The following is a 16,181-nucleotide window of genomic DNA, read 5'->3' as shown; positions in this document are numbered from 1 at the left end:
TCGAATATTTCCATAGGTCAAAAAATTATGTTATCAAAGATTATAGGCGGTGTCGTTGGCACCAAAAACGAGCGTGAATTAAAGCGCATGCGTAAAGTGGTCAGCAAGATCAACACCCAAGAGGCTACAATACAAGCCTTGTCTGATGAGCAATTACAGCAAAAAACCGAAGAGTTTAAGGCGCGTCATCAAAATGGCGAAAGCTTAGATGCGTTATTGCCAGAGGCGTTTGCGGTTTGCCGTGAAGCCTCTTTACGTATCAATGGTATGCGCCATTATGATGTGCAGCTAATTGGTGGTATCACCTTGCACGAAGGCAAAATCGCTGAGATGAAAACCGGTGAAGGTAAAACCCTAATGGGCACCTTGGCCATGTACCTCAATGCCATCAGCGGTAAAGGCGTGCATCTGGTCACCGTCAATGATTATTTGGCCGCGCGTGATGCTGAGTTAAACCGTCCATTGTTCAGCTTTTTGGGCATGACCGTTGGCGTGATTTATTCGCAGCAGCCACCACAAGAAAAAATCAATGCTTATCAAGCTGATATTACGTATGGTACCAACAACGAATACGGTTTTGACTACCTACGCGATAACATGGTTTTTAGTTTGGCTGAGAAAAAGCAGCGTCCGCTAAATTTTTGTATCATCGACGAAATTGACTCCATCTTAATTGATGAAGCACGTACGCCACTGATTATTTCGGGTCAAGCCGAAGACTCTTCACGTATGTATGCGCTGATTAATACGATTATTCCGTTATTAATCCGCTCAAAAGACGAAGAAGCCAACAAGAATAATGAAGAAGAAGATTTCTGGATCGATGAAAAAAATCGCCAGATTGAAATCAGTGAAAAAGGCTACGAAAAAATCGAGCGCTTCTTAATCGAAGTGGGTGAGCTTGGCGAAAACGAAAGTTTATACAGCCCAAGCCGTTTGCCATTATTGGCACACGTACAAGCCGCCATTCGTGCTCACCATGTATTTGTCAAAAATGTCCATTACATCGTTGATGAAGGCGAAGTGATTATCGTTGATGAAAACACAGGTCGTACCATGCCAGGTCGTCGCTGGTCAGAAGGGTTACACCAAGCGGTCGAAGCCAAAGAAAACGTTGAGATTCAAGCGGAAAACCAAACGCTTGCAACCACGACATTCCAGAACTACTTCCGTCTGTATGACAAATTATCTGGTATGACAGGTACCGCTGATACCGAAGCGGCTGAATTCAAATCGACTTATGACTTAGATGTCATTGTGATTCCAACACATGAGCCGATTGCTCGTATTGATATGGATGACCAAATTTTCTTAACAAAGTTAGGCAAATATAAAGGTATCATTCGCGAGATCAAAGACATTCAGGCCAAAGGTGCGCCAGTCTTGGTTGGTACAGCGACCATTGAAGCCAGTGAAGAGTTGTCTTATTTGCTCGATCAAGAAGGCGTCAAGCACAACGTCCTAAACGCCAAACAGCATGAGCGTGAAGCAGAAATCATCGCTCAAGCAGGTAGCCCAAAATCAGTCACGATTGCCACCAACATGGCGGGTCGTGGTACGGATATTATCTTGGGTGGTAACTGGCAATCCTTTATCGAAGATATTGATGCCGTCAGTAAAGAAGAGATGCAACGCCTAAAAGCACAGTGGCAAGTGAAACATGACCAAGTGGTCGCGGCGGGTGGTTTGCATATCATTGGTTCAGAGCGTCATGAATCACGCCGTATTGATAACCAGCTCCGTGGTCGTGCTGGTCGTCAAGGTGACCCTGGTATGTCGCGCTTTTTCTTATCGCTTGAAGACGACTTGATGCGTATCTTCGCAGGTGATCGCGTGGTCAACATGATGCGTGCGATGGGCCTAAAAGAAGACGAAGCCATTGAGCACAAAATGGTTTCCAAATCAATTGAAAACGCACAAGGTAAAGTTGAGAGCCGCGATTTTGATGCTCGTAAAAACTTGCTCAAATATGATGATGTGGCCAATGAGCAGCGTAAAGTCATCTATGGTCAGCGCGATGACTTGTTGGCAGAAATGGACTTACTCGAAGCCATTAACGTGATGCACCGTGACGTCTATAATGCCATGATCAGTCAGTTCATTCCGCCAGGGTCTGTCGATGACCAATGGAACGTGGACGGTCTAGAAGATGAGCTAGAAGACGAGTTCAAGATAACCATGCCGATTAATGATTGGTTGGATGAAGATCGCCGCTTGGATGAAGAAGGTTTGCGCGAAAAAATTATTCAAACCGCATTAGATCGTTATCATGGTCGCCGTGAGCAAATGGGTGAAAAAGATGCCGCGCAGCTTGAGCGTCACTTTATGCTACAAAGCCTAGATAAGCACTGGAAAGAGCATTTAACTCAGATGGATCAGTTGCGTAAAGGGATTCATTTGCGCGGTTATGCGCAAAAAAACCCAGAGCAAGAATACAAGCGTGAATCGTTTGAATTATTCCAAATGATGCTTGGTGCTATTAAATCTGAGACCGTACAAGATTTATCACGTGTGCACATTCCGACTAAAGAAGAGCTAGAAGCGTTAGAAGTGCAGCAGCGCGAAAATGCGGCTCATATGCAAATGCAGTTTGAGCATGATGAAGTTGATAACTTAGATAGTGGCGCTAATAACCCTGCACCGCAGCCACAAAACCGTAGCATGGGCAGCGGTATAGCTGCCGCTGGTGCTATGGCAGGCAATGGTGCGAATGAGGCAAATCCATATGCTGGTATGAATATCAGTCGTAACGCACCGTGCCCTTGTGGTTCAGGACTTAAGTATAAGCAGTGCCATGGCAAAATTTAATAGCAATCGCTACTTGAGTTTTTGAGATCAGTTAAGTTTTCAAAACCAGTATAAACATTGCTAAGCAAAAATGGTTACGCTATGATGAAAAGCCCTTATCAATAAGAGATAGGGGCTTTTTTGTGACTTACTGAAATCAGCGAGCAGTTGATAATAGATAAGAAAGCACGGCTTTAAAATCATGGATGGTTTTTAGCGATTGCTTACAAATTCAACATAGGCGTGTATTTAGGGACGCGCTATAGTGTTTAACATATTATTCGGGAGAGTGTTATGAACGCAAAATTATTAAAACAGTGGCGTACTTCTGTTGCACTAACAGGTTTATTGGCTGGCGCATTGACCATCAGTGCTTGTCAAAAGGAACAAGAAACAGAGCCAAGTTTGGAAGACAGTATCAGTGCTGAGCAATCAGTACCTATGTCTGCAGAGCCTGCCGAACCCAATGATGTAGTGGTTGATACTCAAGATCCCTCTCTTAATGAAGTAGCAGACGATACCGCTGCTTCTGTTAATACTGGTGTGAGCCAGATTAATTATTCATGTTCCCCTGAGTTACAGGTTGAAGCGACTTATAAAGACACGGATAATCAAGTGGTCATTGCTACCGCAAATGGCACCACAACCTTGACTAAAACCAACGACGCCACCAATCCTGAAGTATTTGGGGTTGAAAATGCCATCGACGGTGGGGAAGGTTTTGTACAATGGCGTGTTGCTCATCAAGATCGTGAAACAGGTGTGATGCGGACAGCTGGTGCGAACGCTGAAAATGTCAGTACTTATGAGTGTAAGAGAACAGATGAAGGCGCAGTATAAATAAAACGTAGACCACAATGTAATACTCATAAAAAAAGCAACGTTCACGTTGCTTTTTTTATGGAATATTTAAAATACCAAAAGATTATTTGTTGTAAGTAGAATCATTTTCATGATCTAAAAACCCTTCTTCTTTAACATCAAGCTCTTCGTGTTTTAATGTGACTTGAATGGTGTCAGTATGCGTATGAACCGTTTTACTAATATCAATTTCTTGTACGGCATAAGTCTCTTTAGTGACGGTGGCTACTTGGCGTGATAGCACAATCTCGATAGGGGCGTCTCCAATCTCAACCTGCTTGTCATTGATAGTAATAACGGCCTTACTATCCAGTGACGGTTCGACATGACGCAACACATCCTTTTCATCGTAATTTCCAGAAAGTAAGTCTTGGCTTTCAGCATCCTGAAACTCAGTACGAACAGTGATATATTCTTCAACCAGCTCAATCGGCACTTCTATCGTTTTGGTACGCGTGTGTTTAGTGACGGTCACTTTACCGACATCTAAGCGTTCTTTGTTGACAACAGGGCGCTCTTCTAATAGTTCAAGATAACCAACTTGTCCACTTTTATTCGAGACGTTTTCTTGGTTAGATAATACTTGATCTTCTCTCAAGATATCTTGAGCCGTTAATGATTCATTTTGCGGTGGGGTATTTAAGTTAGGATTAGTAAAATTATCAGTAGTCATCGTGATTTCCTTATTATTATTTGTTCAATGAGAGATTTGCCAAAACGAATATATTTGCTGTAAAGATACAGATACCAGCAGTTATAATGCAAAACATAAAAAAGACCAGAGACAAGCTCTGGTCTTAATCACTGAGTCAACAACTCAGCTGCTTATTGAAGTCCCCATGTCTTATATACTTTATTTACTTATATACTTTATTTACTTATATATTTTATCTATAAGACAAACGACTCATTAGCCAATTACATACCACGAGCGCGGCGTACGTCTTCAGCAGTAATGCCATCACGGTCTACGATATTGCCATCACGGTCAACCACGTTACCATCACGGTCAATATCTAGCTCTTCACGCTGAATCGTCTCTACGATTGTTTCAGTATGACGCTCAGAGGTTTTTCCAACGCTAACTTCTTCAGCGACATAAGTATCTTTACCAACACGAGCGCGTTCAGCTTCTAGCTCTACTTCAACGGTGTCATTGATATCCATATCACCAATGCGACGATCAGTTGGACGATCTACATTTGTACGTTGGATATTAGCATGCTCTTCTTCTAGTTCGACATCAACATTACGTTCTTCTGTGACCACATGCTTACCAACTTTTACTAAGCCTGCAACGATACGATCTTTATTAACTGTCAGACGCTCTTCTAGCAGCTCCAGTGTGTTTGGCGCTTCGTAGTTATGATCTGCAATTTCCATACGGTCAGCTTCTGGCAAGGTATCAGCAGTAAATGCTTGACGATCTCTTTCGTATTGCTCTTTATAGCTATACTGGTAATCATGATCGTATACTTCCATGGCCTCAACTTGTGACTTGGTTAGGCTATCAAAGAAAACATCATCTCCTACAATACGAGCCAAACCTGCTGGTACTAGTACTTCTTTAGAGCTGAACCAGCCGCCTGCATCAACGATTAAATAACGAATACGACCAGTAGTGTCTTCTACCAATGCACCTTCAATTTTACCGATTTTTTCTTCATTAACACCATAAGCAGTTTTGCTTGTTGGATCATAATAATCATCACCGATAAGGTCGCGATGAGTGGCTTGAATATCTTTTAAACGAATTAGTTGGCTCATTATTGTCTTCCTTTTTTATGAATTATAAATAATAGTTATTGTATAAATATTAAAATTTTAGTGATTTCTTAATCAAACAGTTTTTTATAAAAATAAAATCCTATCTAAATCAATGTCTGTAAACGTAGCGTTACTAAGTAGTCGCTACCTCAACTTGTAATTATCGTAACACTGAGATTTTGGATGAGATATATGAGCAAGGTAGCAAAGTGTGGGCTTGCCGTAATTGCGTGTAATAGGCTGTAAGTGCTATAACATAGCGAGGGGTATAAGTTAACGCGATTTTACACAGTGAAATGTTTGGCGGTAAAAAAGAAATAGCAGACACAAAAAAACCGCAGTGTAATTTTACACTGCGGTTTTTTAAAATCACGATTGAAAGATAAGGACCGAAATAGTATGTGTTTTTATACTGCAACGGTGTGAAGTTGTTTGTGCTTATGGCAATTCGATAGCTACCGCAACTGCTTCACCGCCACCAATACATAAAGTCGCCACGCCTTTTTTGCCGCCAGTACGCTTCAAAGAGTTAATCAGCGTGACTAAGATACGCGCGCCTGAACAACCCACTGGATGACCTAGTGCACAAGCGCCGCCTTCGACGTTTACTTTAGCGTGTTCAATGTTAAGCTCGTCCATCGCTGCCATCGTGACCATAGCAAAGGCTTCATTAATCTCCCACAGATCAACATCAGCCACTGACCAACCTGCACCCGCTAAAACTTTTTCAATAGCGCCAATAGGGGCGATGGTAAATTCGCCTGGGTGACGCGAATTTGAGGCAGTAGCAATGATGCGCGCTTGATAATCAAGGCCTTCTGATTTTGCTTGAGATTCTTTCATTAGTACGACCGCTGCGCCACCATCGGAGATAGAGCTTGCGTTTGCGGCAGTGATGGTGCCATCTTTGGCAAAAGCTGGACGCAAAGTAGGAATACGCTCAGCGTTGGCAAGGGCAGGCTGCTCGTCGGTATCAACCGTTTGCTCACCTTTACGAGTGCTAAAGGTGACTGGCTCAATCTCGTCTTTGAAGTGATTGTCTTTGATAGCTGTTAATGCACGATTGAGTGATTCGATGGCAAACGCATCCATCTGCTCACGGGTATAGCCTTTCTCATCGGCCATTTCTTGAGCAAACTTACCCATCAACTTGCCCGTTTCGGCATCTTCTAAACCGTCTAAGAACATATGGTCTTTGACTTCTTGATGGCCCATACGATAGCCACCGCGCGCGCCTGGCATCAGATATGGCGCATTGGTCATCGACTCCATACCACCAGCAACTGCTACATTGAAGCTACCTGCTTTGATACCATCGTGTGCTTGCATAACAGCTTTTAGACCAGAACCACAAAGCTTATTAATGGTCACAGCACCAGTGGCATCAGGCAGACCCGCTTTACGCATTGCCTGACGTGCAGGGCCTTGACCCAAACCTGCGGTCAAGATACAGCCCATGATGACTTCATCGATAGTATCAACACTAACGCCTGAACGCTCGACAGCCGCTTTGATAGCAGCAGCACCAAGATCGGTGGCGCTCATATCCTTCAATGAGCCTTGGAAGCCGCCCATTGGCGTACGTGCGCCGTTTACAATTACAATTGCATCATTTGACATCGTTATTCCTTTTTACGTATTTAAATGAAAGTATTTTACTTATAGTAAAGGCAAGTGCTGATAAATCAACGTCTGGTTACTAGAAAGCGTTTGCCTAGCTTACTAACAAACAGGGTGCTAAAAGTCTGGCTTAAGCCAGCTCATCTAAGCGAATACGTACCACTTTATCAGTAATCGTATCCAATTTTTCGATTTTTTCGATGGCCAGATTCATCTGGCTCTCTACCACAGGTAAGGTCAAAATAATCACAGGTACTTGACCGACTTTGTGCGCAGGCTTTTGTAGAATCGCATCGATATTAATACCAGCATCGCTTAGGATGCGAGTGATATCAGCCAGTACGCCAGGGCTGTCATAAGCATGTACACGCAAATAATACCCCGTGATCATTTGTTCTGAACGCAGTATTGGTGTGTCTGACAGCTGCTCAGGTATAAATGCCAAATGCGGCACATGATGACCATGGTTTTTTTGATCACTGTTGCTTTGGTTGTTATTGTCTTTGCTGCCTAAAACGCGAACCAAATCCATTACGTCAGCCATCACCGCAGAAGCGGTTGCACCTGCGCCCGCGCCATCACCACAATACAATGTCTGACCTAGCGGGTGTGAGTTGACCAAAACCGCATTTTTTACACCATTAACATTGGCAAGCAACGCATCTTGCGGGATCAGCGTTGGATGAACTCGTAACTCGATACCAGCAGCCTCTGAATCGCCATTGCCATCACGGCGCACAGCAAAACCTAAGTGCTTGATACGGTAACCCAGCTCTTCAGCATAACTGACATCTTGTAAAGTGATGCCTGTAATTCCTTCACAGTAAACACTATCAAATTGTAGTGGGACACCAAAGGCTATAGAGGCAAGAAGTGCCAATTTATGCGCAGCATCAATACCTTCAACATCAAACGTTGGATCTGCCTCAGCATAACCCAGTTCTTGTGCTTCGACCAATACGTCTGCAAATGGGCGACCTTTGTCACGCATTTCAGTCATGATAAAGTTGCCAGTACCATTGATAATGCCAGCCAGCCAATCGATTTTATTGGCAGCCAATGCTTCACGCATCACTTTAATGATAGGAATGCCACCTGCGACCGCTGCTTCATAAGCGACGTGGACATTGTTTGCCTCAGCGAAGGCAAAAATCTCATTGCCGTGTTCTGCCAATAGCGCCTTGTTTGCCGTAACCACATGCTTGCCATGTTGGATGGCTTGCATAATGACGTCTTTTGCTAAAGTAGTCCCGCCAATCACTTCAATAACGATGTCAACGTTATCGCTTGCTGCAATTGCCATCAAGTCGCTGTTTTGCATAATATTGGCATCGATATCATCACGCTGGCGACGGGTACCTACTTCGGTAATAATAATATCGCGGCCACAACGGCGCTTTAGCTCGTCTAAGTTGTCATTAATGAGATGGATTACGCCTGTTCCGACGGTGCCCAGACCAAGTATCGCTAGTTTGATGGAGTTACTCACAGTATCCTCAGAAGGTTAGATATAATGGTGCACTTCTAAAACTGTGACAGCGTCAAACCCACTTTGGGTATATACGATTTGCACGTGTGTTGACGGTCACAGTGTTTACCTATGCTCCATTATCGTTGAATAGAAAATCGTTGAATAAAAGATATTCAAACAAAAGCGTGCTGATTTTACATCGTACTTCATCGTATCATACCGACAAGCAGGAGTGACGTCTACACAATGTCGCTTAGTGAATGGATAACAAAAAGTATCCAATCATTATCCATTAATTAGCACCTACTGCTTCTGCCAGTTGGGCCGCAGGTAGATAGCCGCCCACTTGCTCTCCAGTTTCTGTAAAGACAGCTGGCGTACCGCGCACACCCAATCTTGCGCCCAATGCCATATGCTCTTGAACTGGATTGGCACAGCTAGGTGCTTGTACATCGGCACCCATTTTTGCTTGGTTCATGGCTGCATTACGATCTTGACTGCACCAAATCGCTTCCATTTTTGGCACCGACTCTTGGCTACGTGGCCATGCCAAATAACGCACTTCAATACCGCGTGCATTGATATCATCCATCTCTTCATGCAGCTTACGGCAATAACCACAGTCAGCATCAGTAAAGGCATAAATAACAGATTTGGTTTCGCCTTTTGCCGGATAAATAATCATCTCTTTTTTATCAACCGCTTTTAGCGCTTCCTGTGCAGTCTTAGCAGTCAAGGCTGCACTGATATCTACTGGCTGAGCTTCGCCAACAGCAATGATTTGACCTTGAATAATGTGCTTGCCAGACTTATCGGTAAAGAAAGACGGTAGACCTTCCGCCGTTACCCAATAAATCCCATCCATATCGGTCGGTACAGCGGACACAATACGCTCTTCGATACCAGATGCCGTCAAATTTGTTTGTAAGGCTTCTACCACGGCTGGATCATTATCCGCGGCTACTTTAGCAGAACTGACTTTGGTTGCTGCTGCATTGACCACACTGCTATTGCTGGTCGCGTCTGCCGCATTGTTTGAGCAGCCAGCGGCAACAATGACTAACAAAGCACTCATCATAAAACGAGATAGAGTGGTTCGAGAAAAACGATCAGCGGCAACGAGATTTTTGCTAAGAGGAGAGGGCATATGGGTTTCCTATAGACACTATGTTTAAGTATGTCTAATCATAAGTGCGCTCTAAAAAGAGCGATAAATTGTAAATAGTCATGCGTATCAATGAGGGATTAAAAACCAACTATAAAGATGTTTTTATAACTTATTGATAATAAAAGGTAGGTGACAATATCATCTATATTACCATATTTATGATAAATAATAGCCAACAGCGATTAGGACGCTTGAGTAAATAAAGAGGAGATTGCTGAGGGTGGCGACGAACGAAAATTGCAAAATAAGATACATTTATACTATGTCATATTGTTACTCGTCTATGTAGGCTACTGCTAATAAGACATGTTTGCAAATTTGTATAAATACCCTTTTATTTTTGATATTTGCAAACTGTCTGTTTATTTTATTCTAAAAATTGCGCTAAGGAGCACATACATATGGCAGGTGCCAGTCTACTAACCTTACTTGATGATATCAGTGTGATATTGGATGACGTTTCTGTCATGACAAAAGTCGCTGCCAAAAAAACCGCTGGTGTACTGGGTGACGATTTGGCACTGAATGCTGAGCAAGTCTCTGGTGTCAAAGCCAATCGTGAGTTACCAGTGATTTGGGCAGTAGCCAAAGGCTCACTGGTTAATAAACTGATTTTAGTACCCGCAGCGCTATTGATCAGTGCTGTCTATCCCCCTTTAATTACCTTTTTACTGATGTGTGGTGGCTTATTTTTGGTATATGAAGGTGCAGAAAAAATCATACATCGATTTTGGCCACATGCGTTACCGCATGATGAAGAGCAAAACGCACGCCGAAAAGCCAATGCGGATGAAACTGTAGATTTGGTCGCTTTTGAAAAAGAAAAAATCAAAGGCGCGATACGGACAGATTTTATTTTATCCGCTGAGATTATCGTCATTGCACTAGGCTCAATGGTGAGCGCCACTTTGCTAGAGAGAAGCTTAGCCTTGTCTATTTTAGCGATAGGTATCACTATTGGTATCTATGGTCTAGTGGCTGGTATTGTCAAAATAGATGATGCAGGTTTGCATCTGATGGAGCAAGAAAGTAGCTTTAAGCAAAAATTGGGTAAGCTGATGTTTGCCGCTGCGCCCAAATTGATGAAGTTTTTGTCCATCGCTGGTACTTTAGCGATGTTCCTAGTGGGAGGAGGCATCTTAGTACACGGTATTAGCTTCTTGCATCATGGAGTAGAAGACATCGCTCATCTTACGGGTATTTTTGAAAGCTTGACCGCCGCCATTTTAAATGGGGTTATTGGTTTTATCATTGGTGCAGTGGTTGTCGCTATTTTGACGGTCATTGGTAAGATGCGTGGTAAAGATGATCATGCCTCATCGGCCCATTAATCATAATCACACGACCTTATAATAAAAAGCCCCAAAGTTGTTATCAACTTTGGGGCTTTCTTGTTTTACCTTATACAGCTAGGGTTAGCTTTCATTGTTTGTATCGTCAGCTTCTAGCTTTTCAGCTTGCGTTGGCTTTTTATGGTCAACTTTTGGCTTACGACTGCGTGCTTTTGGCACTTTTGGCGTGGTTAGATTAAACATGCCTGTCTGTGGTAATAGTTGCTCTGCCACATTCTCAATCATGTTTTTATAACTGGCAATCGTGGTTTTTGATTTGGCCGCCTGACTGTCTTCTTTGATCGGTTGTTCAACCTCAGAGGCAGTTGCTTGATCAGTGCTCGCAACGCTAGCAGTTTCCACATTATCAGTGTCGATACCTGTGTGTTCTGTTTCTACGCTTTGAGTACCCACATTTTCATTATCAGCTTGCTTGTCATCCGCCTTTGATAGCGTTTGATCGGCTTCCAATAACTGCTCACTATCCATACTGACATCATCTGTCTGCGCTTGAGTGGTCAGAGCCGTTGCTTCGACATTGTGAGCCTCAACATCACTCACATCTTGTTCAGAAGCTGCTTGTTGAGACTCAACGACTGATTCGTCATCGGTCTTTGCTTCTGGCTCAGCACCTTTTTCAGACGCAGTACTTTGGTTCGCTGATTCGTGATAATCAGGATGCTGACCGCGTGGATCATTGCTTGCACGCTTACCAACAGTACGTGGTTCAACGTCTGTCTTACCTTGCGCGGCGGCAAACTGACTGACGGCTTGCGTCATTGCTTCAAAGCGCGTTAGATAATCCACGGTCAAGGGCTGATAGCCGTAGTTGCTAAAGTCAAAGCTTTTACCAGCAAGATCAGTAGAGTGCTGATTATCGCTTGTAGCGCTTGCAACATCGGCGCCGCCATTATCAGCATTTTGCGCTTGCTTAGCAAACAAGGCAATGGTTTCGATAAAGCAATGAATCACGCCTTCTTCTGCTAAGCGAGTTTGCGCTTCTGGTAGCGTGGCACGGATGAACTCACCAACCGTACCGCGAATTGTAGGCGCACTTATCGCGGCTTGTGGCTTTTGATCCACTGGTGCTTGCATCTGTTGGCTGCGTACCACACGTGGATCGTTACTGGCCTGACCAAACTTCTCAGCCGTTACGTAGCGTGTGGCAAATAGAGCATCATGAGTCAGCTGAAGGGCAGAGTTACTGGTCGCATGAGCATCATCAGAGCTGTTGCTTTCTTGAACCTTAGGCGCTGTTTTTGCACTGGTGTCTACCTTCGCATCAATAGCAACATCTGCTTTTTGATGGGTTTTTTGATGCTTCGATGAGGTTTGATCCTCATCAATTTTGGCATCAGCTGACGTCAGGTTTTCAGTTTGATGCTCCGCAACCTGCTTTGATGTTGGCTGCTTCTCTGTAGCAGAGGCTTTTTCATCATCATGGTCAGCTTTAGATGCACTTGTTTGTGCTTTCTCTTCAGTCACTTTTACCTTAGCGTCGTCAGATTTAGGCTCATCAGTTTTTGCAGTCCCTTTATCTGTCACTGTTGGCTCAGCAATTTTTTCAACAGAATGTTGTGCATCACTATTCTGTTGATTAGTACGTGCGTTTGTTGCCTCGTCTTTCGACACATCATTGGCTTCGCTCTGTTTTTTCACAGGGGGCTGCCTTGTCTGAGTAGACTTGCTGTCATCTAGAGAAAGATGCACGACCTCTGGTGTCTTAAGCGCAACTGGTGCTTCATTGACCTGTAGTACTACTTCATTAGGGTCTTGATTGCGGCGCCCGTTCGCCGAATTCTTACTGCCGTTAGACTCTTTACTCGTCTGCTGGCTTTGTTGCTGAACATTATCAGCCGTTAGCGTTTCACCGCGTTCTAGCTTGCCACGTGAGCCGCGTTGACTGTGCGACTTACGCTTAGTACGAGTTTGTTCAGCGGCTGCATTATCGCTTTTATCTTCAGAGTCATTACGCTCATCTGCATTGCGTTTGTTGTTCTGCTGATTGTTGCCTTGGCGATTACTGTCTTGACGATTATTGCGATTACGGTCATTAGGACGTCTGTTGTCCTGCTGACGCTTATCTTGATTATCAGAGGGTTTGTCATCGCTATTGTTTGAAGTTTGGCTATCAGTATTGTCATTTACTTCAGTATTGGCGTCATCTGTCTGCTCTTTTCTTTGACGAGGCTTAGATGATCTGGACTTACGTGACTTACGTCTTCTTCTGTCTTCGTTATTACTGTCGTCTGTATCACTGTCCGAAGTACGACGAGCCTGCTGACGATTGGCATTGCTCTCTGATGATTCGTCATCTTTCTTTTGCGAGTCATTTTGCTGAGTGACAGGCGTACTATTGGAGGCAGTGTTTAACGCATTGCTATCTACTTGTCCAAACGAACCCAAGCTTTGTGCACCAGTATTAACCAATGCTTCAATCGCTTCTGCGGCATCTCGGCTACTAACACTAGGTGTTGTGGTGGCTTGCGGAGCTTGGGCAAACAGGTTGGATAACCAAGCAACGGCTTGCGGCTGGGCATTTGCAGCGGTGCTAGCTGGCTGCGGCGCTACTGGCGTGGCGGCAACATTTTGACTGGGTTGCGGTGCACGCGTAGTAGGAGCGTTATTAGTATTTTTTTGGTTACGATGATCGTTGCTATAATTGGTACTATGCTCAACGGTATCACTTTGCTTACTAGCAGCTTTATTTTCTGCCGCCTGACGTGGCTGACGCGTTGGCTGCTGTTCTGGACGCTCTTTTTCAGCCGTTTGCCAATCGACATTGTAGCCAAGATCACTGTGTTCTTGTTGTTGAGTATCCGTGATACGCTCATAGCTCGATGGTGCAAAACCATCACGATTGAAGTGCAGCTTAAAGTTAGGAGACTCTAGATGTGCGTGTGGCAAAATTGTGATACGAGTGCCGCTATCTTGTTCAAGATAAACCAAACTGTCGCGCTTTTCATTCAATAAGAAGGCAGCGATGTCAGTGGGTACTTCTGCTTGCACTTCACCTTGACGCTCTTTTAATGCAATTTGCTCAATCTGGCGCATGATCGATAGCGACAATGAACGCAAATCACGAATCATACCGTTGCCATGGCAGCGTGGGCAGATATAACCCGTTGACTCTTCTAATGACGGACGCAAGCGCTGACGGCTCATCTCCATCAGACCAAATTTAGAGATATCACCAAACTGTACGCGCGCGCGATCATATTTGGTGGCATCGACCAATCGCTTTTCGACTTCTTTTTGATGCTTATTGTCATTCATGTCAATGAAGTCAATAACAATCAAACCACCCATGTCACGCAGACGTAGCTGGCGGGCAATTTCGTCGGCGGCTTCTAGGTTAGTGTGGTAAGCGGTTTCGGCAACGTCTGAGCCTTTGGTCGATTTGGCTGAGTTGATATCGATAGATACCAAAGCTTCCGTTTGGTCGATAACAATTGAGCCGCCTGATGGCAGACGAACTTCACGCTGATAAGCGGTTTCGATTTGTTTTTCGATGTTGAAGCGCGAAAACATTGGCTCATAATCGGTATATTTGCGTAATTTTTCTGCTTGTTTTGGCATGACTGCATCAATGAAACCTGCCGCTTCGATATAAGCGTTTTCATTATCGATCCAAATCTCAGCAATATCATCACGCAGATAATCACGGACAGCACGTGTGACCACGCCCGCTTCTTGATGAACCAAGCGCGGTGATGGATATTTTTGGTTTTGCTCTTGAATGGCTTGCCAGATATTGAGTAGATGGTTCAAATCATGTTGCAAGTCTTCTTGGGTTTTACCAATACCGGCGGTACGAATAATGACGCTCATACCTTTTGGTAGATCAAGATTGCTCAGCATACGCTTCATGTCTTCACGCAGTTTACCTGAGATTTGACGCGAGATACCACCACCACGAGGGTTGTTTGGCATCAATACCAGATAGCGTCCTGCCAACGATACGTAAGTCGATAAAGCAGCGCCTTTGTTGCCGCGCTCTTCTTTTTCCACTTGGACGATTAGCTCGTCGCCTTCTTTGATGAGCTTTTTGATGTTTTCATCACGTGGATTGCCGCTTAAATACTCAGCAGAAATTTCACGAATCGGCAAAAAGCCTTGGCGCTGTGAACCATATTCGACAAACACCGCTTCAAGCGATGGCTCGACACGAGTCACATGGCCTTTATAGATGTTGGATTTTTTTTGTTCACGAGTACGGTTTTCTAAGTCGAAATCGTACAGATGATTGCCTTTGCATAAGGCAACACGAATTTCTTCGTTTTGAGTAGCGTTGATCAAGATGCGTTTCATATTGGTATCCTATGAGTACGCACAACAACGATTCGACGGGCTTTTTAGCGGGTGACAAGTATGGCCAATGGTTACATTAGCGTTGACGGATTTTCATTAACAGTAGAACGTAAATGGTGGGTTTCATAAAACACATTGGTTTTTGAATGGCTTGTTTTTACCTAAAATTATTAGCATTGCTAATATTGTCAATGTGAATATAAATGCAATAGGGTGTAAGGCTATACATTCATACTCTATTATTGGTAGGCTTGGTCCAAATTTTAGTGCGTAAGCATACTTAAACTATCAGTGAGCTAAATCATCAGTAAGTTCTTATGGTCGCTAAGCGTGCACACTTTGTAAGAATGAGCGGCTCAATTACTGACTTAAAAATACTGATACTGAAGCAGTATCGTGCTGTTGCAATTCATCCATCAAAGTCTAGCAATAATATCGTTGTGAGCAGAGCTGCTGTTAGAAGATCAATTGTATAAAACAGTCGTATCAGCAGTTATTCATTTAGGTAAAGCAATTGGTTACACTTTATTTATCGTTCTGTCATACATCACGTCAATAATATCTGGGGCGTTTTAACATTAAGTATCGCAGCTTCAGTGATCAGCGGGGCGTACTTGGCAAACAGAATACACAACCAAACTATCGGCATGGTGCTGTATTTACATCTTATTCATCGTTATCTGTTTGACCACCAATACTTAGGCAGCTATCGATATACTTCTCGATCCTAACGTTAAACCATCCATACTTGCTCAGCTTTGCTCGCGTAAGAGACCATCAGATAAGTAATTATTAAATAATAAATAGTTATCGAATAAAGTCGTTGTCATGCGGGTTGTGAGTCAATGTCGTGTCATTATCAGTC

At 43.7% G+C, this 16,181-nt stretch carries 9 protein-coding genes; 3 read left to right on the top strand and 6 right to left on the bottom strand.

Annotated elements, in window-relative coordinates; genetic code table 11:
- Positions 1-27: 27 nt before the first annotated feature.
- Positions 28-2,808 carry a preprotein translocase subunit SecA gene (gene secA, locus CIK80_RS05710; protein ID WP_095569181.1) on the top strand — a complete coding sequence of 927 codons (2,781 nt, stop codon included), beginning with the start codon at positions 28-30 and terminating at the stop codon, positions 2,806-2,808.
- Positions 2,809-3,081: 273 nt separating this feature from the next.
- Positions 3,082-3,627, top strand: coding sequence for a hypothetical protein (locus tag CIK80_RS05705; protein WP_095569180.1), 546 nt, complete (start codon positions 3,082-3,084; stop codon positions 3,625-3,627).
- Between the two features lie 85 nt (positions 3,628-3,712).
- On the opposite strand, the gene CIK80_RS05700 is transcribed toward CIK80_RS05705, so the two are convergent.
- The 5 genes from CIK80_RS05700 to CIK80_RS05680 form a co-directional block, all read right to left on the bottom strand.
- Positions 3,713-4,321 (bottom strand): YsnF/AvaK domain-containing protein, encoded by a 609-nt coding sequence (locus CIK80_RS05700; RefSeq protein ID WP_095569179.1) that lies wholly within the window; start codon positions 4,319-4,321, stop codon positions 3,713-3,715.
- Positions 4,322-4,566: 245 nt separating this feature from the next.
- Entirely contained in the window at positions 4,567-5,415 is an 849-nt protein-coding gene (locus CIK80_RS05695) for a DUF2382 domain-containing protein (RefSeq protein WP_095569178.1), read from the bottom strand.
- 438 nt (positions 5,416-5,853) lie between these two features.
- On the bottom strand, positions 5,854-7,035 hold the full coding sequence (locus CIK80_RS05690) for an acetyl-CoA C-acyltransferase (RefSeq protein WP_095569177.1): 1,182 nt from the start codon (positions 7,033-7,035) through the stop codon (positions 5,854-5,856).
- Between the two features lie 130 nt (positions 7,036-7,165).
- Positions 7,166-8,524, bottom strand: a complete 1,359-nt coding sequence (locus tag CIK80_RS05685) for a homoserine dehydrogenase (RefSeq protein WP_095569176.1) — start codon at positions 8,522-8,524, stop codon at positions 7,166-7,168.
- Positions 8,525-8,798: 274 nt separating this feature from the next.
- Complete coding sequence (locus CIK80_RS05680) at positions 8,799-9,653, bottom strand: DsbC family protein (protein ID WP_095569175.1); 855 nt, start codon at positions 9,651-9,653, stop codon at positions 8,799-8,801.
- Positions 9,654-10,075: 422 nt separating this feature from the next.
- On the opposite strand from CIK80_RS05680, the gene CIK80_RS05675 reads away from it, so the two are divergent.
- Positions 10,076-11,005, top strand: a complete 930-nt coding sequence (locus CIK80_RS05675) for a DUF808 domain-containing protein (RefSeq protein WP_095569174.1) — start codon at positions 10,076-10,078, stop codon at positions 11,003-11,005.
- A gap of 84 nt (positions 11,006-11,089) precedes the next feature.
- Here the strand turns inward: CIK80_RS05675 and CIK80_RS05670 are convergent, their stop codons facing one another.
- A complete protein-coding gene (locus CIK80_RS05670; RefSeq protein ID WP_095569173.1) occupies positions 11,090-15,316 on the bottom strand; it encodes an Rne/Rng family ribonuclease in 4,227 nt (1,408 codons plus the stop codon).
- Positions 15,317-16,181 lie beyond the last annotated feature (865 nt).

Origin of the sequence: Psychrobacter sp. JB193, from assembly GCF_002285555.1 — a bacterium.
In the GTDB taxonomy this organism is placed as follows: domain Bacteria; phylum Pseudomonadota; class Gammaproteobacteria; order Pseudomonadales; family Moraxellaceae; genus Psychrobacter; species Psychrobacter alimentarius.
This window is presented reverse-complemented; position numbering and strand designations above follow the sequence as displayed.

Excerpts from the sequence above, each read along its gene's own strand:
- CIK80_RS05690 (WP_095569177.1), bottom strand. The coding sequence starts at position 7,035 with ATGTCAAATGATGCAATTGTAATTGTAAACGGCGCACGTACGCCAATG.
- secA (WP_095569181.1), top strand. The coding sequence starts at position 28 with ATGTTATCAAAGATTATAGGCGGTGTCGTTGGCACCAAAAACGAGCGT.
- CIK80_RS05675 (WP_095569174.1), top strand. The coding sequence starts at position 10,076 with ATGGCAGGTGCCAGTCTACTAACCTTACTTGATGATATCAGTGTGATA.
- CIK80_RS05670 (WP_095569173.1), bottom strand. The coding sequence starts at position 15,316 with ATGAAACGCATCTTGATCAACGCTACTCAAAACGAAGAAATTCGTGTT.
- CIK80_RS05700 (WP_095569179.1), bottom strand. The coding sequence starts at position 4,321 with ATGACTACTGATAATTTTACTAATCCTAACTTAAATACCCCACCGCAA.
- CIK80_RS05705 (WP_095569180.1), top strand. The coding sequence starts at position 3,082 with ATGAACGCAAAATTATTAAAACAGTGGCGTACTTCTGTTGCACTAACA.
- CIK80_RS05695 (WP_095569178.1), bottom strand. The coding sequence starts at position 5,415 with ATGAGCCAACTAATTCGTTTAAAAGATATTCAAGCCACTCATCGCGAC.
- CIK80_RS05680 (WP_095569175.1), bottom strand. The coding sequence starts at position 9,653 with ATGCCCTCTCCTCTTAGCAAAAATCTCGTTGCCGCTGATCGTTTTTCT.